The sequence below is a fragment of the Nocardia sp. NPDC058499 genome, from assembly GCF_042719915.1.
GTDB lineage: Bacteria > Actinomycetota > Actinomycetes > Mycobacteriales > Mycobacteriaceae > Nocardia.
Window position 1 is genome coordinate 25,052 of sequence record NZ_JBHXMZ010000014.1, and the last position, 22,798, is coordinate 47,849.

Annotated in this window: 27 protein-coding genes; 13 read left to right on the forward strand and 14 right to left on the reverse strand. The window is 68.0% G+C overall.

Annotation, left to right across the window (positions count from 1 at the left end; all coding sequences use genetic code 11):
• Nucleotides 1–9 precede the first annotated feature (9 nt).
• The 8 genes from ACFWPH_RS30325 to ACFWPH_RS30360 form a co-directional block, all read right to left on the reverse strand.
• On the reverse strand, nucleotides 10–765 hold the full coding sequence (locus ACFWPH_RS30325) for a metallophosphoesterase (protein WP_378755621.1): 756 nt from the start codon (nucleotides 763–765) through the stop codon (nucleotides 10–12).
• A 20-nt stretch (nucleotides 766–785) separates the two neighbouring features.
• A complete protein-coding gene (locus ACFWPH_RS30330; RefSeq protein ID WP_378755622.1) occupies nucleotides 786–1,064 on the reverse strand; it encodes a BON domain-containing protein in 279 nt (92 codons plus the stop codon).
• Complete coding sequence (locus ACFWPH_RS30335) at nucleotides 1,065–1,649, reverse strand: nucleotidyltransferase family protein (RefSeq protein ID WP_378755623.1); 585 nt, start codon at nucleotides 1,647–1,649, stop codon at nucleotides 1,065–1,067.
• Between the two features lie 116 nt (nucleotides 1,650–1,765).
• Nucleotides 1,766–1,996: a DUF6480 family protein gene (locus ACFWPH_RS30340; RefSeq protein WP_378755624.1), complete on the reverse strand. Its 231-nt coding sequence runs from the start codon at nucleotides 1,994–1,996 to the stop codon at nucleotides 1,766–1,768.
• Nucleotides 1,997–2,176: 180 nt separating this feature from the next.
• The gene (locus tag ACFWPH_RS30345) at nucleotides 2,177–2,395 is read right to left on the reverse strand and encodes a CDGSH iron-sulfur domain-containing protein (RefSeq protein WP_378755625.1); all 219 of its coding nucleotides are present in this window, start codon (nucleotides 2,393–2,395) and stop codon (nucleotides 2,177–2,179) included.
• Nucleotides 2,376–3,026 carry a HemK2/MTQ2 family protein methyltransferase gene (locus ACFWPH_RS30350; protein WP_378755626.1) on the reverse strand — a complete coding sequence of 217 codons (651 nt, stop codon included), beginning with the start codon at nucleotides 3,024–3,026 and terminating at the stop codon, nucleotides 2,376–2,378. The genes ACFWPH_RS30345 and ACFWPH_RS30350 overlap by 20 nt, the downstream gene beginning before the upstream one ends.
• Before the next feature lie 5 nt (nucleotides 3,027–3,031).
• The gene (locus ACFWPH_RS30355; protein WP_378755627.1) at nucleotides 3,032–4,042 is read right to left on the reverse strand and encodes an iron-containing redox enzyme family protein; all 1,011 of its coding nucleotides are present in this window, start codon (nucleotides 4,040–4,042) and stop codon (nucleotides 3,032–3,034) included.
• 62 nt (nucleotides 4,043–4,104) lie between these two features.
• Entirely contained in the window at nucleotides 4,105–4,713 is a 609-nt protein-coding gene (locus ACFWPH_RS30360) for a flavodoxin family protein (RefSeq protein ID WP_378755628.1), read from the reverse strand.
• A 290-nt stretch (nucleotides 4,714–5,003) separates the two neighbouring features.
• Between ACFWPH_RS30360 and ACFWPH_RS30365 the strand changes: the two genes are divergently transcribed.
• The 3 genes from ACFWPH_RS30365 to ACFWPH_RS30375 all read left to right on the forward strand — a co-directional run bounded on the left by ACFWPH_RS30365 (nucleotide 5,004) and on the right by ACFWPH_RS30375 (nucleotide 7,193).
• On the forward strand, nucleotides 5,004–5,411 hold the full coding sequence (locus ACFWPH_RS30365; RefSeq protein ID WP_378755629.1) for an STAS domain-containing protein: 408 nt from the start codon (nucleotides 5,004–5,006) through the stop codon (nucleotides 5,409–5,411).
• Nucleotides 5,412–5,944: 533 nt separating this feature from the next.
• Nucleotides 5,945–6,388 (forward strand): ATP-binding protein, encoded by a 444-nt coding sequence (locus ACFWPH_RS30370; RefSeq protein ID WP_378755743.1) that lies wholly within the window; start codon nucleotides 5,945–5,947, stop codon nucleotides 6,386–6,388.
• Nucleotides 6,378–7,193 (forward strand): SigB/SigF/SigG family RNA polymerase sigma factor, encoded by an 816-nt coding sequence (locus tag ACFWPH_RS30375; protein ID WP_378755630.1) that lies wholly within the window; start codon nucleotides 6,378–6,380, stop codon nucleotides 7,191–7,193. Before ACFWPH_RS30370 ends, ACFWPH_RS30375 begins: the two co-directional genes overlap by 11 nt.
• Nucleotides 7,194–7,254: 61 nt before the next feature.
• Here ACFWPH_RS30375 and ACFWPH_RS30380 read toward each other — a convergent pair whose 3' ends face one another.
• On the reverse strand, nucleotides 7,255–7,785 hold the full coding sequence (locus tag ACFWPH_RS30380) for a DinB family protein (protein WP_378755631.1): 531 nt from the start codon (nucleotides 7,783–7,785) through the stop codon (nucleotides 7,255–7,257).
• A gap of 220 nt (nucleotides 7,786–8,005) precedes the next feature.
• On the opposite strand from ACFWPH_RS30380, the gene ACFWPH_RS30385 reads away from it, so the two are divergent.
• The gene (locus ACFWPH_RS30385) at nucleotides 8,006–8,488 is read left to right on the forward strand and encodes a nuclear transport factor 2 family protein (protein ID WP_378755632.1); all 483 of its coding nucleotides are present in this window, start codon (nucleotides 8,006–8,008) and stop codon (nucleotides 8,486–8,488) included.
• 3 nt (nucleotides 8,489–8,491) lie between these two features.
• Here the strand turns inward: ACFWPH_RS30385 and ACFWPH_RS30390 are convergent, their stop codons facing one another.
• A complete protein-coding gene (locus tag ACFWPH_RS30390) occupies nucleotides 8,492–9,532 on the reverse strand; it encodes an NAD(P)-dependent alcohol dehydrogenase (RefSeq protein ID WP_378755634.1) in 1,041 nt (346 codons plus the stop codon).
• A 173-nt stretch (nucleotides 9,533–9,705) separates the two neighbouring features.
• Between ACFWPH_RS30390 and ACFWPH_RS30395 the strand changes: the two genes are divergently transcribed.
• The 6 genes from ACFWPH_RS30395 (at nucleotide 9,706) to ACFWPH_RS30420 (ending at nucleotide 15,146) form a co-directional block, all read left to right on the forward strand.
• Nucleotides 9,706–11,049, forward strand: a complete 1,344-nt coding sequence (locus ACFWPH_RS30395) for a flavin-containing monooxygenase (RefSeq protein ID WP_378755636.1) — start codon at nucleotides 9,706–9,708, stop codon at nucleotides 11,047–11,049.
• Complete coding sequence (locus ACFWPH_RS30400) at nucleotides 11,049–11,687, forward strand: TetR/AcrR family transcriptional regulator (protein WP_378755638.1); 639 nt, start codon at nucleotides 11,049–11,051, stop codon at nucleotides 11,685–11,687. Before ACFWPH_RS30395 ends, ACFWPH_RS30400 begins: the two co-directional genes overlap by 1 nt.
• Nucleotides 11,684–12,673 carry an alpha/beta hydrolase gene (locus ACFWPH_RS30405; protein WP_378755640.1) on the forward strand — a complete coding sequence of 330 codons (990 nt, stop codon included), beginning with the start codon at nucleotides 11,684–11,686 and terminating at the stop codon, nucleotides 12,671–12,673. Before ACFWPH_RS30400 ends, ACFWPH_RS30405 begins: the two co-directional genes overlap by 4 nt.
• 282 nt (nucleotides 12,674–12,955) lie before the next feature.
• On the forward strand, nucleotides 12,956–13,180 hold the full coding sequence (locus ACFWPH_RS30410; protein WP_033246829.1) for a hypothetical protein: 225 nt from the start codon (nucleotides 12,956–12,958) through the stop codon (nucleotides 13,178–13,180).
• Complete coding sequence (locus ACFWPH_RS30415; protein WP_378755641.1) at nucleotides 13,177–14,475, forward strand: hypothetical protein; 1,299 nt, start codon at nucleotides 13,177–13,179, stop codon at nucleotides 14,473–14,475. The genes ACFWPH_RS30410 and ACFWPH_RS30415 overlap by 4 nt, the downstream gene beginning before the upstream one ends.
• A 170-nt stretch (nucleotides 14,476–14,645) precedes the next feature.
• Nucleotides 14,646–15,146: a L,D-transpeptidase gene (locus ACFWPH_RS30420; protein WP_280418371.1), complete on the forward strand. Its 501-nt coding sequence runs from the start codon at nucleotides 14,646–14,648 to the stop codon at nucleotides 15,144–15,146.
• Between the two features lie 237 nt (nucleotides 15,147–15,383).
• Here the strand turns inward: ACFWPH_RS30420 and ACFWPH_RS30425 are convergent, their stop codons facing one another.
• Nucleotides 15,384–15,635 carry a hypothetical protein gene (locus ACFWPH_RS30425; RefSeq protein WP_378755643.1) on the reverse strand — a complete coding sequence of 84 codons (252 nt, stop codon included), beginning with the start codon at nucleotides 15,633–15,635 and terminating at the stop codon, nucleotides 15,384–15,386.
• A gap of 10 nt (nucleotides 15,636–15,645) precedes the next feature.
• A complete protein-coding gene (locus ACFWPH_RS30430; RefSeq protein WP_378755644.1) occupies nucleotides 15,646–17,376 on the reverse strand; it encodes a sodium:solute symporter family protein in 1,731 nt (576 codons plus the stop codon).
• Nucleotides 17,377–17,743: 367 nt separating this feature from the next.
• Here ACFWPH_RS30430 and ACFWPH_RS30435 point away from each other — a divergent pair, with 367 nt between their 5' ends.
• Both ACFWPH_RS30435 and ACFWPH_RS30440 read left to right on the forward strand, forming a co-directional pair.
• The gene (locus ACFWPH_RS30435; protein ID WP_378755645.1) at nucleotides 17,744–19,336 is read left to right on the forward strand and encodes a hypothetical protein; all 1,593 of its coding nucleotides are present in this window, start codon (nucleotides 17,744–17,746) and stop codon (nucleotides 19,334–19,336) included.
• 218 nt (nucleotides 19,337–19,554) lie between these two features.
• The gene (locus tag ACFWPH_RS30440; RefSeq protein ID WP_378755646.1) at nucleotides 19,555–20,217 is read left to right on the forward strand and encodes a hypothetical protein; all 663 of its coding nucleotides are present in this window, start codon (nucleotides 19,555–19,557) and stop codon (nucleotides 20,215–20,217) included.
• A 105-nt stretch (nucleotides 20,218–20,322) separates the two neighbouring features.
• Here the strand turns inward: ACFWPH_RS30440 and ACFWPH_RS30445 are convergent, their stop codons facing one another.
• Complete coding sequence (locus ACFWPH_RS30445) at nucleotides 20,323–21,204, reverse strand: alpha/beta fold hydrolase (RefSeq protein WP_378755648.1); 882 nt, start codon at nucleotides 21,202–21,204, stop codon at nucleotides 20,323–20,325.
• Nucleotides 21,205–21,354: 150 nt separating this feature from the next.
• On the opposite strand from ACFWPH_RS30445, the gene ACFWPH_RS30450 reads away from it, so the two are divergent.
• Nucleotides 21,355–22,110: an SDR family oxidoreductase gene (locus ACFWPH_RS30450; RefSeq protein ID WP_378755649.1), complete on the forward strand. Its 756-nt coding sequence runs from the start codon at nucleotides 21,355–21,357 to the stop codon at nucleotides 22,108–22,110.
• Between the two features lie 224 nt (nucleotides 22,111–22,334).
• On the opposite strand, the gene ACFWPH_RS30455 is transcribed toward ACFWPH_RS30450, so the two are convergent.
• Complete coding sequence (locus ACFWPH_RS30455; protein ID WP_378755651.1) at nucleotides 22,335–22,793, reverse strand: MarR family winged helix-turn-helix transcriptional regulator; 459 nt, start codon at nucleotides 22,791–22,793, stop codon at nucleotides 22,335–22,337.
• Nucleotides 22,794–22,798: the final 5 nt, after the last annotated feature.

Genomic DNA, 22,798 nt, shown 5'->3' on the forward strand with positions numbered 1-22,798 from the left:
CGGAAACCGTCAACCGGATACGGCTGTCCGGCCGCGGGCTGCTGTGCTGCCCGCGCCGGGTTGTAGTTCGTAGACGGCGAAAGCCTTACCGATCACCGGCTGGGCGACATTGCGCACCCGGATACCGCCCGGGGTGCTGCCACGCTCGGTACCGGCATGGGCGTGGCCGTGTACGGCCAGATCGGCTCCGTGGGTGTCGATGGGTTCCCCCAGGAGGTACGAGCCCAGGAACGGGTAGATCTCGCGTGGCTCCCCGTGCAGGGTGTCGCTGACGGGGGAGTAGTGCGTGAGTACGACCGTGATATCGGTATCGAGTTCGGCCAGCGCGGTATCCAGTGCCGTCGCCAGCTCGATGGTGTGGCCCGCGAATTCGCGCATCAGCCGCTCCCCGAACACGCTCGCGCATTTACCGGCGAAACCCCCACCGAAGCCCTTGGTGCCGGCGATACCGAGGGTCGTGCCGTCGATATCGAGTGTGGTGGCGGTGCCCTCCAGGACGGTGATCCCGCATGATTCCAGTAGACCGGTCATTTCGGCCGCGGCATCACTGTGATGATCGTGGTTGCCCAGGACCGCCACCACCGGGACCCCGACCTCGGCGAATTCGCGCGCGACGACCTCCGCTTCGGCCGGGGTCCCGTGCTTGGTCAGATCGCCGGCCAGCAGCAGCACATCGGCCAGCGCCGGTAGTTCGCGCAGTGCGGGCCGCAACAGTCCGCGCGAGTCGGTTCCCAGATGGACGTCTCCGACAGCGGCGATACGCATCGGCACTCTCCCTTCCGATATCAGGTACCGAGGTCTTCGCTGCTGCCCGGCCGGGCCGCCGCGGTGACGTGCACATCATTGTGAATCGGCAGGTCAGGGGCGATATCGTGCACCACTTCCTCGAGCATCAGCCGCCGCTGCGCGGTACTCACCTCGCCGTCGAGAACGACCACATCGCCACGGATCCGGACCTGCACTCCCTGTTCGGCCGTGCGCGGATCCTCGGCCAGCGCCCGATGGAGTTCGGCGGCGAGATACTCCGGCGGCCGTGGCCGGGAGGAATGCGGGTTACCGGACATCTACTGCGCCTTTCCGGTGGTATGCGAAGGTGCGGTGGTTTCGGCGATACCGAGATCATCGATCAATCCGAGGAACGCTTTCGCGTACGGCGAATGCTCGGTCTGGGCGCGCACTGCGGGCCAATCCACCTGTTCGCGCAGATCGCGGGAGATCCGCAGCAGCGGGCTCAGATCGAGCCGGTGCGCGTCGAAGACGAGCAGTTTGTCGATCAGCAGATCGGTGGCGTCGACCACGGGCGCCACGGCGGGACCCACCCGCATGACCTCGGCCCGGCCCAGCAGCGCGTCGTCGACCTCCCGGTTGTTGGGCCGGTGGATGATATCGATCAGGGTGTCGCCGTCGTAGGCCTTCGTCAGCCAATCCTCGGCCGCATCCACCATCCGCAACCCCGCGCGTGCCAGTTCGCTGCGCGCCCGGGCGCTGTCCTCGGGCTTGACGAACAGATCGACATCGTGGTCGGAGGGCGGTCCGCCCCGCGCGTACACGGCGCAACCACCCGCCACGGCGAAAGGTATGCCCTCTTGTTTCAGGGCGTTCGCGGCCCGGGTCAAAGCGTGCAGCAACTGCTCCTCCGTCGGAACCATATTCGGCGGCTACCCGGGCATCGCGTTGCTAATCAACCGGCGAACGGCCGATCGCCCGTTGATCCCGCAGGCTGTCGCCGTTGGCGGGATGCCCGGTCGCCGGAACTGCCGGCAGTTCAGCCCAGCGACGCGATCAGCACGATCGCCACCACTGCGAACACCGCGACGAGCGCGATCACAGCGACCACCGCGGCCACCCCGGTCGGTGGGAAACGGTGGCTGGTCCGCGGTTCGGGCGCCGAAAGCCCCGAGGTCTGTGCGGTATCGGGCGGGGTGGAACCCGAGGGCACCCCGCCACCGGGTTCCAGGTCCGGAGTCGCGGCCGGATCGGGGTCCATCGAATTCATGAGCGCTTCCCCACTTTCGGTTGTCGCCGGGCGCGCCCGGCGGGGTCGGGTCGCCGTCCGCCCGGTCCGCGGACAACTACCGGTGTGAGGGCCGGTGAGACGGCGGCGAGGATCGTTCGTCACACCATGCGCGGCGCGTACCCGTTACCCCGCCACCCAATCGGGTCGCGCCGGGAAGCGTCAGCGGCGGTCGCAGCGGCGGTGCCGGCGGTGGCTCGTATCGCACAGTGGATAGGTTCGCGACCGTTTGCACAGGCAGAGCGCGACGAGAAAACGGTCCGCGTGGATTACCGCGCCGTCGGCGGTCACCAGTTCTACCGGGCCGTCGACCAGCGCGGGCCCGTCCTCGGTGAAAACGATCCGGGTCGGTTCGGTTACCTCATCGTGTTCGGTCGGCACGGATCACCACCAACTCCTCGTGCTGCTGACCGGGCCGGATCAGGCCGTGGTCGCGCAGCCAGCTGCTGCGGCGGGCCAGTACCGGGCCGAAGGGGATCACCGTCCGCGCGACCACGGTCGCCTTCAGGCCGCCGCTGCGGAGCTGGCGCAGGCTGGTCGCGGTCCCGGAGAGGGCCGAGTGGACCATCAGGGCCGTGCCGCCCGTGGTCAGCAGGCGCGGCATCATGGCGCACAGCGGATCGAGCAGGGAGCGCCCGTGCCGGCCGGCGTCCCAGGCGCGGGCCGCCCGGCAGGCGGGCCGCGGTTCGTCGCTCGGCACATACGGCGGGTTGGCGACGATGACATCGAATGTCCGGCCGGAGACCACCTCGGTGATATCCCCGCACAACAGCTCCAGCCGCACACCGTGCAGCCGGCTGTTCAGCCAGGCCGAGGTGACCGCGGCCCGGGAAAGGTCCACCGCGGTAACCGCCGCCGCACCCGTGCGGGCGGCGTGGATCGCCAGTGCCCCCGTCCCGGTGCAGGCGTCGAGCACCCTGGCCCCGGCGGGTAGCGCCGCTTCGGTCATCGCGCGGGCCAGCAGCCAGGTATCGGGCTGCGGCCGGTACACCCCGGGCGTACGAACCAGCATCGGGCTCACCCGGCCTCGGGGCGCAGCGAACTGTCACCCGCCCGCCAGCAACTCAGCATCGCCTCGGTGCAGCGGGTTTCGAGCAGTTCGGTCGCCTGGATACCGAAGACCACCGATTCGGCGAGTTCGGGTTCGCGGGCGAGCAGATCGGCGAGTACATCGCGTCGTACGACCTGTTCGTGCACGGCATCCGCGGTGACGTGTTCGGTGTAGAACCGCACACAGTCCGGATGCGCCGAGAACCGCTGGAGTGCCTCGACGATGACCCGTGAGGCGGGGGAGGAGCTGATCTCCACCGCCGCGAAATGCCCCACCAGGGCGCCACGCAGCGACCGGTGGAGCCCGAACAGCGACATCATGTCGACCAGCGTCAGCATGGGGGCCGGTACGACGTCGAGATAGTGCAGGTAGCCGTCGGCCAGGCCGGCGCCGCGCAGCAGGTCGGCGTAGAGGCGGGCGTGGATCCGGTCGCCGTGTCCGCCGCCGAATTCGTCGAACTCGACCGCCACCAGCGCGGCCTTGGCGCGGCCGCGCAGCCGCGGAATCACCCAGGCGACCGGATCGGCTTCCTTGTGGTGGTAGATCGAGCGCTGGACGAAATATTCGCGCGCCTGTTCCCAGGTGCCCTCGTCGCGCAGCCAGGCGGGGGTACCGCCGGCTGCGGGCGCGGTCAGCAGCCGATCCAGTTCCGCGGCCACATCGTGGCCGCCGGGGACCTCGGCGCGTAACGCGTCGGAGAACCGGCGTTCCAGGTCCCGTCGCAACCCGAGCAGGCCACTGTCCCACTCCCATTCGGGGTCCACCTCGCGGAACCCCTGATAGTGCAGTTCGTAGCAGGTGTGCAGGGCCAGCTGGAGATCGTCGCCGAAGGGGTCCAGCTCCGGCGGCGCCTGGGGTACGGGGCTGCCGGGTGCGGCCGGCAGCAGCGCCACCAGATCGGCGGACAGCGGCCCCCGGGGCGCGGGCAGGCGTATTCCCCGGGCGAGGGTGGCCGGGGCGGCGAGTGTTTCGACCATGGATTCACCTTTCGTGGCGACGATGTCGTCGTCCGTGCGCACCGCGGGGGATCAGCGGTGGATCAACCGGCCGGGTACTGCGTGGTGCGCAGCAGCCGGGCCAGATGGGCGGCGTTACGCGCCGCCGTGGAGTTCGTCGATGCGACGGCGTCGGGTGTGCGCTCGAGGTCCAGATAGTCCACCCCGCTCATCGCCTCGCCGTTCCAGTAGGTCGCGCCCTGGGCGGGGACGGTGAAGCCGATATCGTTGAGCCCCTGGAAGACGTCGGCGACGATCTTGTGCGCGCCGTCCTCGTTCCCCACCACGGCCGCGACCGCGACCTTGCCGAACATCGCGGGCCGCCCCGCGTCATCGGTTTCGGAGAGTTCGGCGTCGAGCCGTTCCAATGCCCGCTGTGCCACCGAGGACATGTGCCCGAGCCAGGTGGGAGTGCAGAACAGCAGGATATCGGCGCCCGCGACCCGGGCGCGGATATCCGGCCACTGGTCGCCGTCGCCCTCGTCGGCGCTCACACCCGGCCGGATATCGTGGTCGACCAGCCGGATCACCTCGCCGGTCACCTCGTGTGCGGTGAGCTCGTCGAGCAATTGCCGGGCGATCCGGTCGCTACTGGATTCGGCCGGTGATTTCTTCAGCGTGCACACCAGTGCGACTGCGCTCAGAGAAGCCATCGTCGTATGAACCTCCGCTCCTGCCGTGGTGCCCGAGCCGGGGCCGGCTCCCGTTGCCCCCGCAATAGCCGCCCCGGCGCGCGGTAAACGTCTCCGGTCGCGACCGTGACCGCGCCCGGTGTACAGGGTCGGCGACTCGTGCCAGAATGAGAGCGGTTGAAACACACAGCCGAACCCGGTGCGGCGTATGTCGGCAGTCGGGCTCTCCGGATGAGCGCTCCGCTCGTCCGGTCGCTGGTCCCGACCGGGTATGCCAACCGGAAATCCCCTACGCAACGGACGGGATTCATATGTCGGTAACCACCGCCCTGCACCAGATCGAGCAACACCGGGGAAACGATCCGCGCACCGCAGCCGCCGGCCGCATGTGGTCGCGCCGCAGTACCGAATATCCCGACTGCCTGATCGCCCGGGTCGAGGGTGAACTCGACGCGGTCGGGCTCGACGACTTCCGTGCGCTGCTCGGGCACAGTCGACTCGACGGTTGCCGGGTGGTCGTGCTGGATCTGCGCGCTACGACGTTTCTGTGTATCCGTGCCGCATCGGCGCTGTCCGGTGCGAAGAGCGACGCCTGGCGCCACGGGGTCGAATTACGTCTGGTCAGCGGTCGCCACGATATCGAGCGAGCGCTCCAGATCACGGGCGTCCGCCACCAATTCCGCTATTTTCCGACACTGCGCACGGCGCTGACAGGCTGAAACCGGGATACCGACCACCGCCGGAGGGACCGGCGGTGGTCGGCGTATGTGCGGAGGTCGCCCGGCCGGATCGCGGCAAGGTGTGACGCAATACGAGAGCGGATTCCGCCGGCCGGACCATAGGGCTCGATCCACGCTCGGAAGGATTCCCGAAGTGGGGTGCCACCCGTTTCTGGTTCGCCGAACAACGATGGGAATCAGGGGCGCGCCCAGACGTCCGGCTGCCCGCCCGATCCGCTGGAGCCGGAAACCGAGCGACCTCGCCGCAACTGCGCTCCGAACTGTGCACGCTCGACCCCGTCACATCGGCTCTGCGCACTGAATTCGACCATATTGTGCCGACCGTGCACGAGCGCATGGATCGGATTCAGCGCAGGCTCGCGGTTTCGGCCCCCTGATGCGGGGTACCAGCGCATGTGACAATCAGGCCGAGACAGATGCCGCGGCGTCGCCGCTGGGTCAATGCCACTTGTGGCCCCGGAGGCGCCCCCGGCCCGCGGGCGGGCCGTAGGAACGAGGTGGTGGTGGTGCGCATGGTGGACAGCGTCTCCGACTCTGTGGAAACGACTTCACGGGATACGACGACCGTCGGCGTGCGGGTACCGGCCGAGCACGAGCAGTTGGTGATGCTGCGCGCGCTGGCCGAGACGGTGGCGCTGATAGCCGATTTCGGTTTGGACGAGGTGACCGATATCCGATTGGCCCTGGACGAGGTGGCCACCTCGTTGATCGCGGGCGCCGTTGCCGAGTCGACACTGAGCTGCGACTTCGATTATGACGAGCACCGGATGACTGTGCGCGTAACCTCGACAGCGGCGACCGAATCGCTCCTCGATCAGGAAGGGTTCGGCTGGCATATAGTGCGGACCCTCACGCGTGGGGTCGGCGTCGTGCAGCATCCCTACGACGTGGCGAGGGGTGGATACCCGACCGATGTCGAATTCAGCTGGTACCGAGGGGGCGCCGATGGCGCATGAGGCACCGCGTATCGATCCGGGGCCTTCACGTCGCCATCGTGGCACCGACAGCTACGACGATATCGAGCCGTTGTTCGGCGAAATGGCCGCCGCGCCCGAGAATTCGGCGCAGCGGGCGGCGCTGCGCGCGGAAATACTCGACCGATGCCTGCCGCTGGCCGAACATATCGCCCGGAAGTTCTCCGGTCGCGGCGAGGCCTACGACGATCTGCTGCAGGTGGCCCGGCTGGGTCTGCTGAATGCCGTCGAACGCTTCGATGTCGCCCGCGGCTCGTCGTTCCTGTCGTTCGCCGTGCCGACGATCATGGGCGAGGTGCGCCGCCATTTCCGGGACAACACCTGGTCGGTGCGGGTGCCTCGGCGGGTCAAGGAGATCCAGCTGAGCTTGGGACCCACGATCGAGATCCTGTCCCAGCGGCTCGGCCGGGTGCCGCGGGCCCGGGAGATCGCCGACGAACTCGAGATCGATCTGGTGGAGGTGACCCAGGCGCTGATCGCGGGTAACGCCTACCAGACCTCCTCGCTGGACGCCCCCGCCGGTGAGGACGGCGAATCCGCCGCGCCGGCGCTGGTGGATTCGCTGGGGAGCGAGGAAGCCTCGTACGGCTGGCTGGAGGACTATCTGGCTGTCGAACCGTTACTGGGCGAGCTCTCCGATCGGGAACGCCAGGTGCTGCGGATGCGTTTCTTCGAATCCAAAACGCAGTCCCAGATCGCCGAGCGACTCGGTGTCTCGCAGATGCATATCTCCCGGATACTGTCGCGGACCCTGGGGTGGCTGCGGGAGGAAGCGCTGCGCGATTGACGCGCCTCGGTACGCCGGCGACGGGCCCCCCTCGTCCGGTTCCGGGTGGTCCGCGAGCGGATCAGTGCCGCACCGCTGCGGAATCCGTCGTGCGGGCATGCACACCGCGCAGGTAGGCGGCCTGCCCCGCGTGCTGCAGGTCGTCGGCGATCACGCTGATCAGTCGCACGCCCATGGTCACCGGCGGATTCCAGGCCTCGTCCACGACTTCGTCCAGGTCGCTGTCGGTGAGGTTGCCGACGAAGCGCAGGGTGTGGGCGTGGACGGCATCGTAGTAGCCGGTGAGCAGCTCCGCCGGGGCCTGGATCCTGGAGACATCGGCCGGGGTATCCCCGTAACCGGTCGCGGCGCGGTCGATGGGGAGGTCGAAACGTTCGAACCAGCCGCGCCCGGTCCAGAAGGATTCGCCGCCGGTCAGTTCCGCCAGATGTTCGTCCTGGACCCGGGTGAGATGCCAGATCAGCCAGGCGATCGAATTGGCTTCCGGGTCGGGCCGGTAGTTCAGGGCCTCGTCGTCGAGTCCGTCGACCGCTTCGTGCACGACCTCGCGGATCCGTTCGAAGGCATCGGTGAGCATATCGGCGCTGTTCATGGATTCTCCGTCGCTCGGTGGGGGAGCGGCGCTGCGCTGCGGCGGGCCGCTTCCCGCGGTCGGCTCTGATTCTGTTTCCGGAAGCAGTACCACCGCCGGGCGCCGGCAAACCGGCCGGTCGCGCGCCGACGGTGCAGTGCTGCGTGCGCCGGGTCGCCGCCGTTACGCAAAAGTGGAACGTGTTCTTGTCCTGGGGGGCGGTTGGTGCCAAGGTGAGCTCATGGATCTGCAGGCACTCGAAGAAATCCGCACTCTCAAGTATCGGTACTTCCGGACTCTGGACCTGAAACAGTGGGACGATTTCGCCGCCACCCTGGACCCGGAGATCGAGGCCCGCTACGGCACGCATGTGATGGGCAAGGAACTGATCTTCGACAGCCGCGAGGAGGTGGTCGATTTCATGCGCAAGAACACCGGTCCGAGCATCGTGACCACCCATGTCGCCCACCATCCGGAGATCGTCGTCGACGGTGACACCGCGACCGGCAGCTGGCTGTTCGAGGATACGGTGATCGCCACCGAGTTCAATGTCCTGATCCGGGGTTCCGGGTACTACACCGACCGGTATCGCAAAGGTGCGGACGGTATCTGGCGGATCGCCGCCACGTCCTACGTCCGGATCTACGAATCCTCGCAATCGCTGGCCGATACGCCCAGTCATACCCTGATCAGCAATATGTGGGCGCCGGCCGGCGAAAAGTAGGGCTCACGGTACGAGGACCGCGCGTCCGCGGATACGCCCCTGTTCCAGCAGTGCGTAGGCGTGGGCGCCGTCCTCCAGCGGGAACTGTTGCGTACGGGCCTCGATCCTGCCCGCCCGGGCGAGGGCGATGCTGTCGATGAGATCGCGTTTGGTGCCGCCGTAGGATTTGCGGACGGTCGCGCCCCACGGCAGCCCGGGGCCGCCCGCGGGACCGGCGGTTATTCCGGGATCTCCGTCGCCCAAGCCGATCATCCGGTACGCGCCGTTGGGGCCGACGCTACGCACCGAGAGCTGGGCGGTGGCGTCCACCCCGACGAAATCGAATACCGCCTCCGCGCCGCGGCCGCCGGTCAGCTCCAGGATCCGGTCGGCGGTATCGTCCCCGGCCGTCAGGACCTCGTGTGCTCCGCATTCGACGGCCAGATCCCGTTTGGCGGCGTCGGTATCCACCGCGACGATCCGGGTCGCGGTGAGGGCGCGCAGGATCTGGATCCCGACATGGCCAAGGCCACCGGCGCCGATCACCACCGCGGTTGACCCCGGATACAACTGATCGCGGGCGCCGCGGATGGCGTGATAGCTGGTGAGGGCGGCATCGGCCAGCGGCGCCGCGGCCACGAAATCCATATCGCCTATGGGCACGAACGAACTCGCGGGGACGGCCACGTATTCGGCCATACCGCCGTCGGGGCCCAGGCCGGGGCACGGCGGCATGGCGACCCGGCCCGCCGCGCGGCATACGTTCTCGTTACCGCTCGCGCACTCCGGGCAGTTCCCGCACGACCAGCACAGATACACAATCCCGCGTTCCCCGGTCGTATACCCCTCGACCCGGTCGCCCAGTGCGGCGATCGTGCCCGCGATTTCGTGGCCGAGGATCAGCGGTTCGTCGCGGACCTTGAACGGCAGGTGCAGGACGTGCAGGTCGGAGTGGCAGATTCCGGAGGCGCCGACCCGGATCAGTAGTTCACCGGGGCCGGGTTCGGGTATCGGTACATCGCGTATCTCGAGCCGGCCGGGTTCGGTGAGTTGCAATGCGCGCATGGGGTTTCCTTCGGTTCCGGCCGTTGTGACGTGCCTCACAAAGTAGGCCCGACAGCCGGTCGCTGACAAGGGTCGATATTTCTTGACACGCGTCAAATATGACCCTACGGTTCGAGTGACCGGCATCACTGCCGGACGGTCTCCGTCGGGCGACCGAACACGCAGGAGGTCCTATGCCGAACCCCACCGTCGCGGTCATCGGGGCCGGAATCAGCGGTTTGACCACCGGGAAAATGCTCGGCGACTACGGGATCGCCTATAGCTGTTTCGAATCCTCGGACCGGATCGGCGGTAACTGGGCGTTCGGGAATCCGAACGGGCATTCCAGCGCATACCGCTCGCTGCATATCGATACCTCGAAGTACCAGCTGTCGTTCCGGGACTATCCGATGCCGGATTCCTATCCCGATTTCCCGCACCACAGCCTGATCAAGGAATACCTCGAGGGCTATGCCGCCGCCTTCGACCTGAAGCGGTCCATCGAATTCGGCAACGGTGTCCGGCACGCCCGCCCCGTCGGCGACGGCTGGGAAATCGCGACCGAGCGCGGCGAGAATCGGGAGTTCGACCTCTTGGTCGTCGCGAACGGCCACCACTGGGATCCGCGGTTCCCCGACTTCCCGGGCGAATTCAGCGGGCAGGCCATCCACTCCCACGCCTATATCGATCCGCGGACCCCGCTGGACCTCTACGGTAAGCGCATCCTGATCGTCGGTATCGGTAACAGCGCCGCCGATATCGCCGTCGAACTGTCCTCCCGGGCGATGGACAACGACGTCTGGCTGTCCACCCGGTCGAGCGCGTGGGTGGTACCGAAATATTTCGCCGGCACCCCGGCGGATCGCTATTTCCGCACCGTGCCCTATGTTCCGCTGTCCTGGCAGCGCAAACTCGTCCAGACGTTCACGCCCTATATCTCGGGTGACCCGGTGAAATACGGATTGCCCGCACCGAACCACAAATTCTTCGAGGCCCACCCCACCCAATCCGTGGAGCTGCCGCTGCGGCTGGGTTCCGGCGATGTGGTGGCCAAACCCGATGTGCGCCGGCTCGACGGCGATACCGTGCATTTCGCCGACGGGACGCACAAGGATTTCGACGTCATCATCTACTGCACCGGCTACAACATCACCTTCCCGTTCTTCGACCCCGAATTCATCAGCGCCCCGGACAACCGGATCGACCTGTACAAACGCATATTCAAACCCGGTGTGGACCGGCTCGCGTTCGCCGGTTTCGCACAGCCGTTCCCCACCCTGTTCCCGTTCGTGGAATGCCAGGCCCGGCTGATCGCCGCCTACGCGGCCGGGTACTACCGGCCGCCGGCGGAAGACACGATGCGGCGGGGCATCGAGGAGGACCGGCAGCGCTTCACCGGGCATATCGTGGACCGCCCCCGGCATACCCAGCAGCTCGACTACTTCGTCTACGAACGCGATCTGCGGCTCGCCGAAATACCCGCCGGTCTGCGCCGCGCCCGCGCGCACGCGGGGCACCCGGCCGGGCAGGCCGGCTGATGGTCCGCTCGCGTACCGACCGGCGCGGACCCCCGCGCGGCGAACAGCGCCGCGAAGCACTGCTGGTGGCGCTGGACGAACTGCTGCGCGATAACGGGGGCCGGCTCGAGGCCGTCGATATCGCCGAGATCTCCCGGCGGGCCGGACTGACCCGCTCGGCCTTCTACTTCTACTTCGAGAACAAGGCCGCCGCCGTGGGGGCCGCCCTCGAGGACATCTACCAAGAAGTGTTCGCGGTCAACGATATCCTCGTCGGCGCGGGAGACCCGGCGGACCGTATCGAACGCACGATCCGCGGGCTGGTGGATTTCTGGGACCGCCACCGGTATCTCTACAGCGCCGTTCTGGACGCGCGCAGTGCCTCGGCGGCGGTCCGCGAGATCTGGGAATCCGAACGCCAGGCATTCATCCCCTCGATAGCGGCCATGATCGACGACGAACGCCGGGCGGGCCGCGCCCCCGCCGGTGGTGACGCGGAAACGCTCGCCGATGTGCTGCTCCTGCTCAACGAGCGTCTGCTCGAGCGCCTCACCCTGGGGGCCGAGCTCGACCGGGAACGGTATATCGAATCAGTGGTCACAGTATGGCTGCGCTCGATCTACGCACCCGCAACCCGTCACCGCGAGGAACCACCATGACTGTGCACCACATCTCTGAGCCTGCCGCCGGACCCGCCGAACTGACCTTCCGCTCGGGCGGCGACCGGTGTCACGCCTGGCACTTCGCCGCCCGCTCGGCCGAGCTCACAAGCCCGGCCGGGCGACCGGTCGCGGTGATGGCGCACGGTTTCGGCGGGACGAAGGATTCCGGTCTCGCACCGTTCGCCCGCGCCTACGCCGCCGCCGGAATCGACGTACTCGCCTTCGACTTCCGGTACTTCGGTGCCAGCGGCGGCGACCCCCGGCAGCGGGTCCGGATGGCCGATCAGCTCGCCGACTACCGGGCAGCGGTTACCGCGGCCGCCGAACTTCCGGGGGTCGATGCGAGCCGGATCGTGCTGTGGGGGGTCTCGCTGTCCGGCGGCCATGTCTTCGCCGCGGCCGCGGCCGCCCGGGCCACCCCGGAAAAATCGGCCACCGCGCGGGCCGCACTCGCGGCGGTCGTCTCGCTCACCCCGCTGGTGGACGGCCGCGCCGCGGCCGCGCTGGCCATGCGATCCGGCGGCGTCGCGGCAACACTGCGGGGTGCCGGAACCGCCGTGCGCCGGCAGCTGGACGCAGTGACCGGCGGACCGGGCCTCATCCCGCTGGTCGGCCGGCCCGGGGAGGCGGCGGCACTGGCGCTGGAGGGCTGGTACGAGTCCTACCGCGCCCTGGCCGGGCCCACCTGGCGTAACGAAATCGACGCGAGTGTGCTGCCGCAGCTGGCCGGCTACCGCCCGGCCCGGGCGGCCGCCGGTTTGCAGCTGCCGGTCCTGGTTCAGATCGCCGATTTCGACCGCGGTGCGCCCCCGTACGCCGCGGCGAAAGCCGCCTTCGCCGCCCGGGCCGAGGTCCGGCACTATCCCTGCGACCATTTCGGGGTCTGGCCGGGCAACCCCTTCTTCGAGCCGGCCGTGGGGCATCAGCTGATGTTCCTGCGCCGCCACTTGGCGCCCGACCGGCCGGAACCGGCTTCGGCATAGCGGGCGACAGTGTCCGGCCGTGCGGCAGATGACTCCGGCGAGTCCGGACCGGCACATCTGCGGCCCGGGCCGGCGGCGACGGCATCTCGCATGAGGGCAACGGAACCTGCGGTAGCGTCACGCGTACCCCGCGTGATGTGAGACACGACAAATTGCAGGCAGGTAACGCCAGATGTGAATGGCCTTACGGTCATGAGGATTCGGCATATCGTCGTGCGGGTAATACACGGGACCGGCGGTGGTTTCGCGGCTGCCGGCCCGCGAGTGAGACACAGGAGCAGAATGAGTGCCAAAACCGAACTCGTCCGCGAACTGAACGGGCCCACCGCAGCCTCGGAGATGCTCTCCGACCAGGAGATCGAGGATCTGCTCGGACTGTTCCGCAGCGCCCAGCAACAGGAGAAGGAACTGCTCATCGAGGCGGTCAACGGTATGATCCGCTTCTTCCCGCCACCGTTCAAAACGATCACGCGCCGGATCATGTTCGGGGATCTACTCGAGAAATGAGCGATCTGGTCACCCGCGCGCAGATGATCCTGCTCGCGCGCACACTCCATGTTCCCGTCGAACGGATCGCCTATCTCGAACGGCTCGGCGCCGATCACCTGCACGAACTCGAGCAGCGGATTTCCGGGCGGATCTTCGAGTACCACGGCGAAATGTTCAAACGGATCGGCCGCCTGATCCCGATCATCCCGCTGCAGGTATCGCTGCCCTTGGTCCAGCGCATCGTGCCACCCATGATGACCGGACGCGCGGCCGGTGCCGTCGGCGTCGAGTACCCCGATGCCGCCGCCGATACGCTCACGATGCTCAAAACCGAGTACGCGGCGGACTGCACACCGTATGTGGATCCCAAGGCGCTCGGCGAACTGGGCGATATCATGGCGGCCGAGCCGCTGGTCGCGATCGTGAACGAGGTCCTGCGCCGTAAGGATCACATCACCGCCGGGCCGTTCCTCGAGTACGCCTCACCGAAGATGGTCGAAGCCGTCGAACGGGGAACCCTCGATGACGAGGGCATCATCTTCTCCGCCGCCTACGCCTACTCCGCCTCCGCCGTCAGCAACATACTGCGCCAGTTGCTGGATGGTGGATCGCAGCGGATTCCGCGGATGATGGAGAACGTCCTGGCCGGTTCGCCGGAACTGCAGGAGGCCGCGGTCTCGGTGATGTCGCGCGCCGAAGCGGATGTGGTCTTCCGGATCGGCGATATCCTGTTGTCCCTGGCCACACCGGAATCTCTGGGCAAACTCGCGGCGCACACCATCCAGCGGGGCGCGGCGCCGGAACTGATGACCTTCGTCTCCAAATTCAGCCGGCCCGGGCTGCAGCGGATGGCGATGAACCCGATTTTCGCCAATACCGCCGCGCTCATCGCCATCGTCGAATCGTTGATCGTCGCGTTCAAACCCGGCCCGTGGAAAGGGCTGCTGCTGCTGGCCGAACGAAGCCATCCCGATGTGCAGCGGTACGTCGCCGGGCTGGTAGCCCGGATGCCGGTGGCGCAGATCTCGGAACTGCCCTCCGTGGCCAACGCCGACGATCTATGGCCCGAACTGCTGCGTTTGCTGGCCGTTGCCGAGGAGCCCGCGCAGCGGCGCATCGGCGTGGTGTGGGCGCAGCTGCCGGCGGAGCGGCGCGCGGGACTGCACCGGCGGATAGCCGAGCTCGAGTTGGACGGCCGGCTGGCCGGGATCGTCGAAGAGGTCCCCAACGTGTCGGTGGAGGAGGTGTTCTACCAGCGTCGGCGGCGCATCCGGCGACGTGGCGCGGCCTCCGACAGCTGGAGTGTGGCCTGATCGGTGGGTCGTATCCGCCGCGGATTTCCGTCCGGAATCGGCGCGTCTACGGCGAATGCGGCCCATGAATCATCGAACTTCAGTACCGTCGAATAGTTCTCTTGATCTTCGCTCTGGATTTGCTGGCCCCGCCGGATCGGCGGCGGATCGAGAAAAGAGGTCGGTACGAGATGAGCAACGGATATTTCTTTCACCGGATACGCCGGATGGCCGCACTCACCGGTGTCGCGGCGGCGGTGCTGGCGCCGGCGGCACCCGCCTTCGCCGAGCCGCTGTGGCCCAACGGGCCCAACGTCCCCGGGGTGCCGGCGATCATCCCGGCCGAGGCCCCGTGCTCACCCGCGGCGCGGGCCTGCCTGCGGCTGTCGACGAACGAGGTCTGGCTGATGGACAACGGCAAGGTGGTCTACGGGCCGACGCCGATGTCGCACGGAATGGACGGCTACGAGACCCCGCCCGGTGTATTCGACGTGGACTTCAAACGCCCCTACCACTGGAGCACCATGCATCACGCGCCGATGCACTACGCGGTGTTCTTCAACGGCGATATCGCCTTCCACATCGGGCCGACGGAAGCCGAGTCGCACGGCTGCATCCGGTTGACCGAGCCGGGCGCGATCGCGGTCTACCACTATCTGAACCCGGGCGATGTGGTCGAAGTGGTCCCCTGACCGGAGTGCGGACGCCGGCCGGGCCGCAAGTGTCCGACCCGGTCATCGATGTGCTCGCGCGATTTCGTACGCTTGGCCGATGTGGATCATCGTGGCTGTATCAGTAATCAGTTGCCTGCTCATCGCCGTCGGCTTCGCGCTCGGCCTGCCGGACTGACACCGATTCGGCCGGCCCGAAACGCTACCGGTTCGCTACGGGCGGACCGGTAGCTGTCGTTCCGGCATCGAATACCGCGGTCAGTCCCGAACGGGCGGCGCTTCGCCCTCGGCTTCGGGTTCGGGCCGGGCGACGGCCACCGGGCGCAGCCGGGCCCAGGTCAAGAAGGCGACGGCCACAACGAGCATGCCCAGGCCCGCCCACAGGTTCACGTTGATACCGCCGGTTTTGGCTTCCTCGGCGGCGGTGTCGTGGACGAGACCGGTAACCACCAGGATGATGCCGTAGAGGCCGAGCAGGCCGCCGACGATGGTGCGGATATCGAAGAGCACGGTCGTTGTCCTATCCGGTCACGATATTGAGGATGATCACGAGTATCAGCGCGATACCCGCCAGCAGCACCGGCCGCTGATACCAGGGCAGGGTGGCGGCTTCCGGATCGGTACGCATTTCGCGCGGTGTCTCCGAATACACCAGCCCCACGAGTTCGGCGGCGGGTTTCGGTGCGGTCACCATGGTGACGGCCACGCTGACGAGGATATCCACCACGAAGGCGGCGCCGGCCGCGACGAAGCTGACGCCCTGGCCCGACAGCGAGAACACGCCCGTCTCGTTCAGCACGAAGATGGTGACCGCGACCGCGGTGCCGGCCACCAGGCCCGTCCAGCCGGCCGTCGGGGTCATCCGTTTCCAGAACATGCCGAGGATGAAGGTCGCGAACAGGGGCGCGTTGAAGAAGCTGAAAAGGGTCTGCAGGTAGTCCATGATGTTGCTGAACCCGCCCGCGATGAACGCGGTGAAAATCGCCGCGACGGTGGCGCCCACGGTCGCCAGCCGGCCGACCGTCAGGTAATACTTATCGGACCGGTCCTTGACCACGTACTGCTGCCACAGGTCGATACTGAACACCGTGTTGAAGGCCGACACATTGGCTGCCATCCCGGCCATGAACGCCGCCAGCAGACCGGCCAGCCCCACACCCAGCAGGCCGTTGGGTAGCACTTCCTTCATCAAGTACAGCAACGCATCGTTGTAGGTGACATCGCTGTCGACATCCGGGTTCGCGGTGACGGCCTGTTTGTACTCGGCCATCTGCGGTACCAGCACGGCGCTGATCATGCCCGGAATGATCACGATCAGCGGGATCAGGATCTTCGGGTAGGCGCCGATGATCGGGGTGCGGCGGGCGGCGGCGATGGAATGCGTTGCCAGCGCCCGCTGCACCTCGACGAAGTTGGTGGTCCAATAGCCGAAGGAGAGCACGAAGCCCAGGCCGAAGACGATGCCGAGGATGGACAGGAAATCGTTGGCGAAACCGGACAGGGCGTTACCCGGCCAGGAATCCAGCTGTTCGGGGCCGCCGGGGGACGTGGCCACCTTGTCCTCCAACCCGGACCAGCCGCCCACCCGGTGCAGGCCGATCAGGGTGAGCGGCAGCAGGGCGGCCACGATGACGAAGAACTGCAGTACCTCGTTGTAGATCGCCGCCGACAGGCCACCGAGGGTGATGTAGGACAGTACGATCACCGCCGCCGCGATCACCGCGACCCACAACGGCCAGCCGAGCAGCACATTGAGGATGGTGCCGAGCAGATAAAGGTTGACCCCGGCGATGAGTACCTGGGCGATCGCGAAACTGAGCGCGTTCACCAGATGCGCGCCGGTGCCGAAGCGACGGCGCATGAACTCCGGCACACTGCGCACCTTCGAGCCGTAGTAGAACGGCATCATCACCACGCCCAGGAAGAGCATGGCCGGTACCGCGCCGATCCAGAAGTAATGGAAGGCGGGGAAACCGTATTCGGCGCCGTTGGCCGACATACCCATGATCTCGACCGCACCCAGATTGGCCGAGATGAACGCCAGGCCCGTCACCCAGGCGGGCAGCGACCGCCCGGACAGGAAGAAGTCCATACTCGACGAGACGCGTTTGCGGGCCAGTAGGCCGATACCGAGGACGAAAACGAAATAGAGCGCGACTATCGCGTAGTCGACAGCTTGGGCGTCGAGTCGCAGCACCTCACCTTCCGCGAAAGTGGAGACGACTTCCTGGGAATCTTCGAACTGCGGCATACGACGTTCTCCTCGAAGCGGCCACGGGCAACCGCGTGCGGTTCACCGCATCGGCACCACCGATGGCCGGCCGCACTACCAGATCGGCTCTGGTGCATAAAACGTACCGCGCGTGCCGGTGGCTCGGGCTGTGTTGATCAAAGCCGGGCGTGTCAGTCGGGCGCCGTACTCCGGTGGGCCGGTTCGGCCTCGGCTGATATGCATAAATGCGTACGCATGCGTGCGGGCGCAGCCTCTCGTGCACGGTGCCGCGGGTTGCTACCATTGGCGACGGCGCATCCAAACACGTTGTGCGCCAGGGGTTTAGACCATCCCTGGCGCCGACGTGGTGTGCGTGGGTTTCGTGGTCACCGAAGTAGGGGTTGCCGTGATTGTACGCGTGCAGAGTGCCGAATTGTCCGGCGTGCAGCGCTTCGTCCTCCGGTTGATCGGTGACTGGGGTGCGGGTTCCGAGCGTATCGGCGGAATCGCCCTGCTCGGTTGTCCGTTGCCCCGGCCACGCCGCCGCTCCACCACGACGGCCGACCTGCTGATCTGGACCCCGTACGGGTGCACGCTGGTGTTACTGGCGGATTTCGGGTCGGTCCAGCACGGCGTTCTGGACACGCCGCCGGCCGGCCGGTGGCAGGTCGGTGAGCGTGCCGCGGATCTGCGCACAGGAGCCGGGGCCGTCAATCCGCTGCAGCGGGCCCGGCGGCAAAGAGCCGAGCTGACAACGATATTCCGCCGGGCCGGTGTGCCCGAGCAGATCGATGTGCTCGTGGTCCTGATCCCGAAAACCGGGTCACGCATCACCTGGACCCGGCCGCCGCAGGAGGCAGGCGAAGAAACGATCATGGCCCGCATCGGGCAATCGACGGGATTCACCGAGTATTTCCAGCGCTCGCCCGACCGGCCGGTGCGCGTGCGCGCCACCGATATCGCCCAGGCGTTCGCGGCGCTCGGAGTTGCGCTGTCCACGCCGGACCCCGAGGAGATGGCGGCCGAAGGTTTCGTGATGACGGCGGCCGACACCCTGACCGGTACGCCCACGCCGGCGGATTCGGCGGCCCGGTTGTGGAAAACGGGGCTTCCGCTGTTCGGAGGATCCCGCCGCCGAGCGGCCCAGCCGGACATCGCGTTTCCTGGACTTGTTACCGGCGGAGACGAGCGGGTGGGATACGCCGGCGCCGTGCCCAGTTCCGGGACAGCCGGGATCTTCGAAAAACGGGCACCGCACGACACCGCCCCGAATTATCCGGCCGATCGGGAGCCGGCTTCCGATCGGCCGGATGCGTTGCCGGACGCATCCGGTGCGCGGCCCCGTATGGGTATGGCCTTCGTTCCGCAACAGGACCATTCGGATGCGTCCGTGGGCGAGTTCTCTACGACCGGCTTCGACGGGTCGGATACGGACGCGGATGTCGAGCCGAGCGGTCCGGCGGGGCAGCCGCTGTCGGCTTCGGACGACCGGCCGGGATCGGAGGAACAGCCGGAGATTCCAGGCGAAACCGGCTCGGGCCGGTTGCCCGGGAAAACACCGAGCCATCCTGGCATTACGGCTGTGAAGGTGCACTCGCAGCGGCAGGCGGACGCTGCCGCGACGACCGACCGGCAGAGTGGGGAGGGATCTGCGGCAGACCCTGCGGAGGAGGTCGCTCGAACAACCGGCCGGGGAGGGGGACGCAGCGATCGGACCCCTGGAGCGGTGCGACGTCGACGGCGGAACGGCCGCCGGTGGATCGGGCTTCGGATCACACGTCGGGGCCCGGGGTATCCGCGGCAGCCGACACCCGTTCCGGGCGGCAGGCGGGCATGGTGCCGGTGCGCGGCCTACGCGGACTACTTACCCGGACCACAGCGGCAGGAGTGGAAGATGCGCTGCGCCCGGGTGTACGCGGTGCGTCGGCGCGCGAGGAGGAGTCGCCGGTTTCGGCCGGGAAGTCTCGAATCGGTGGGGAAACAGCCCGTCCGGGGGTGACGTCCGGAGGCCCGGCCGAACGACCGGCGACCCGGACTCCTGGGCGCGGGGGGCGAAGCTCCACACGTGTCGCGGTAGGTGTCCGGCGTGGGCGTGCCGGTATTCGGCAGGCTACGGACCGTAGGCGGGTCCACGGCATGGTTGTGCATTCGGCAGGCGGTCGACGGCGGCCGGACCATGAGCAAGCGGTAGTGGGCCTGCGGGCGCCGGGACACCGGGTGCCAGGGACCGAAGCCGGGCAATCGGGGGAGAAGGCGGGCGGTGGCCGTGGTGCGCGATATGCGGCGGCACTCGGGGCGGCGGGGGCGGTGCTGGCGTTGGTGGCCGGCACTGTGTTCGCGGCGTCCGGGTTTGCCCGGTTCGAGGTGGCGGAGTACGGCGCCCTCTGCCACAACAGGGGCGGTACGACGGTCGCCGCGCCGTACGCGGTGGCGGGGCCCAGCCCTGTGCATCTGGCCGGGAAACTTTCCGAGATCACCACGTTCGGGCCGTCGGCGGTGTGGCATCCCGTCGACGCGCGGTCGGTGCAGCTGGTGGCCTGCGTATCGGAGGGGCGGCTCGGGGAGCTCGTACGGACCTGCCAGTATCCGCCCGCGCCCGGTCATCCGGTCGGCCGGACGCTGAACCTGTTCGCGATGGCGTACCGGCTCAGCGTGTACGAGGCCCGAACCGGGAACCGGCTGGCGGCGATCGACCTCACCGGTGAACAGTTCGCGCACGACCCGGCGGTGACGGAATCGGACGAATGCCGGGCGGCCACCGGCGCGCCGGAGGAGGGACTGCCGGGGCGGCGGTACAGCCGGTTGTCGCATCAGCAGATCCAGCGTGCACTCGCCCCGTTCGTGACTCCGGCGGCTCCCCATGTCCAGGCGGCTCGCTGATCGGTCGAGGGCCGGACATCGAGCAGCCCGGCCCGGCAGTGCCGGCGTACCCGCGGCCGTCGCCGCCGTCGACACCGGCCTCCGGCCGGCCGGTGGGCGCTCGGTTCAGGAGGTTTCGGGGCGATCGAGAACCTCGCGCAGGACGGCGGCGAATGCCTCGGGCTCGCCGGCCATTCCGAATTCGCCGCCGGCGAAGCCCGCGTGTCCGCCCGGGAAGACGACGGCCTCGTCGCCGAGGGCGGCGGCGAAGGCGATGGCGGCGCGGGCACACAGTTCGCCGGCCGAGGCGCGGCCCGTACCGAGCACGATCCGGGTGGGGGCGGCGGCGAGTGCCGCGGGATCGTGTTCGTGGCCGCAGCAGGACAGCAGATGCGGGCCCACCATCGGGTCGTTGCGGGAGCCGTCGTCGGCAGCGGGGAGACCGAACTGGGCGGGGTCGGGGGCGGGCCGGTCGGTGTAGTCGGCGGACAGCGGGCCACGGTGCGAGATCAGGGTGATGAATTTCGCCATGGCGGGGCCGAGCCCGGCCCGCTGGTAGGTGGCGGTGATATCGGTGGAGACGGCGAGTATCCGGTTACGGTCGGGCAGGAACTGGACAGTCGGTGGTTCGTGTGCGACCAGGGTGCGTACCAGTTCACCGTGCCGGGCCACGAGTGTGAGCGCGTTGACCGCGCCGCCGCTGCTGCCCAGGATATCGACCGGTCCGGCCGCGAGCGCTTCGATGATGCGGCGGATATCGTCCGCGTGTTCCTCGGGTGTGCCGGAGGTGGTGCCGTCGTCGCGGATGCTGCGGCCGATACCGCGCGGGTCGTAGGTCGCCACGGGCCGGTCGGTGAAGTATTCCGCCAGGGTGCCGAAGCCGGTCGCTTCCATCGGGGAGCCCACCATCAGTAGTGGGGTGAGCTCACGTCCGTGCAGCTCGCCGCGAATATCGTAGGTGAGGGTCGCGCCGGAGGCGGCCAGTGTGCGGGTTTCGATATCGGTCATCGCAGTCCTTCGGGAGGTCGGGGGACATATCTGCAGACGGTGCGGGCGGCGCGAATTGATCGGTGGGTCGCTGGGGTGCGGACTACGCTCGGACTTGCCGTCCACTGCCGCGCCGTGATCGGTACGGCCGACCCCAGGAGATGCACCACCGTGGCCAAAGGTTCGATTCTCATCACCGGCGCCAGTTCTGGTCTGGGTGCCGAGATGGCGCGCCAGTTCGCCGCGCTCGGCTACGACCTGGCGCTGTGTGCCCGCCGGACCGGACGACTCGACGAACTCGCCACCGAGATCGCGGGCGCGTATCCGGCGGTGCGGGTCCGGACGGCTGCCCTGGACGTTACCGATTTCGATGCCGTGGCGCGGGTGTTCGACGAGTTCGCGGCCGAGTTCGGACGTCTGGACCGGGTGATCGTCAACGCCGGCCTCGGCAAGGGCGTGCCCTTCGGGAAGGGCGGTGACCGGCCGAACCGGCAGACCGCGATCACCAATTTCCTCGGTGCCATGGCGCAGATGGAAGCCGCCATGAAGATCTTCCGGGCGCAGGGCGGCGGTCACCTGGTGGTGATCTCGTCGATTTCCGCGCTGCGCGGGATGCCCAAGACGATGACCAGCTATGCGGCGAGTAAGGCCGGTGTGGCGGCTATGGCCGAAGGTATTGCCGCGGAAGGGGTTCCGGGGGTGGATGTCTCCATCATCTTCCCGGGCTATATCGCCTCGGAGATGAACGAGAAGGCCGCCCACCCGCCGAAATTCCTGGTCGATACCCAGACCGGTGTGCGTTCGATGGTGTCGGCGATCGAGAAGCGCCGGTTCAAGGCCTACACCCCGGCGTGGCCGTGGGTTCCGTTCGGTTACGCCATGAAGGTGCTGCCCCTGCCGATCGTGCGCCGGATCGCCGGTATCTGAACCGGCGCCGGTCGGCAAGGGGCAGCTCGCCCGCAGACCGGCCGTGCTACCCGCGTGTAGTTCGCGGGACTGCGGTTCGATTTCGGCGGTGTGCAGACCGGGCGGTGCTCCGGTACCGCTGTCCGCCGTCGTCGACTCGGCACGTCGATCCGTGGCGGTCCTGGCCGCCGGAGCGGCACCGATGCGGACACCAGGCCCTGGGTGCCGGTGCCGCCGGAGCGGTGCTAACGCGGTTCGCTGGTGACCTCGACAGCGTTGACGGCGGCCGACAGTTCGGCGAGTGCCTGGACGATTTCGGTCAGCCGTTCCGCGCCCACCTGTTTCGCGAGGCGGGCGGCGAATTCGGCGTGCCGTGGGCCGATGCGGTCGATCGCCGCCTGGCCTGCCGCGGTGACGGCCACCAGTTTCGCGCGCCGGTGTGCCGGATTGGGCCGGTATTCGGCGAGGCCGCGGTCCACGAGTAGATCCGCGATCCGCTGGACGCTCTGGCGGGTCACGCCCATGGTGCGGGCGATACCGGCCACCGGTAGCGGTTCGTGCAGGACCGCACCGAGAACCTGCCACCATGCGGCGGTGAGGCCGGCGGGCTCGGCCAGCTTTTCGGCCAGGGCGAGGAACTGGCCGTTGAGCCGGAACGAGGTGATGGCGGCGGTGCTGAACAACTGCTGTTCGGAGTTCTCCATTGCGG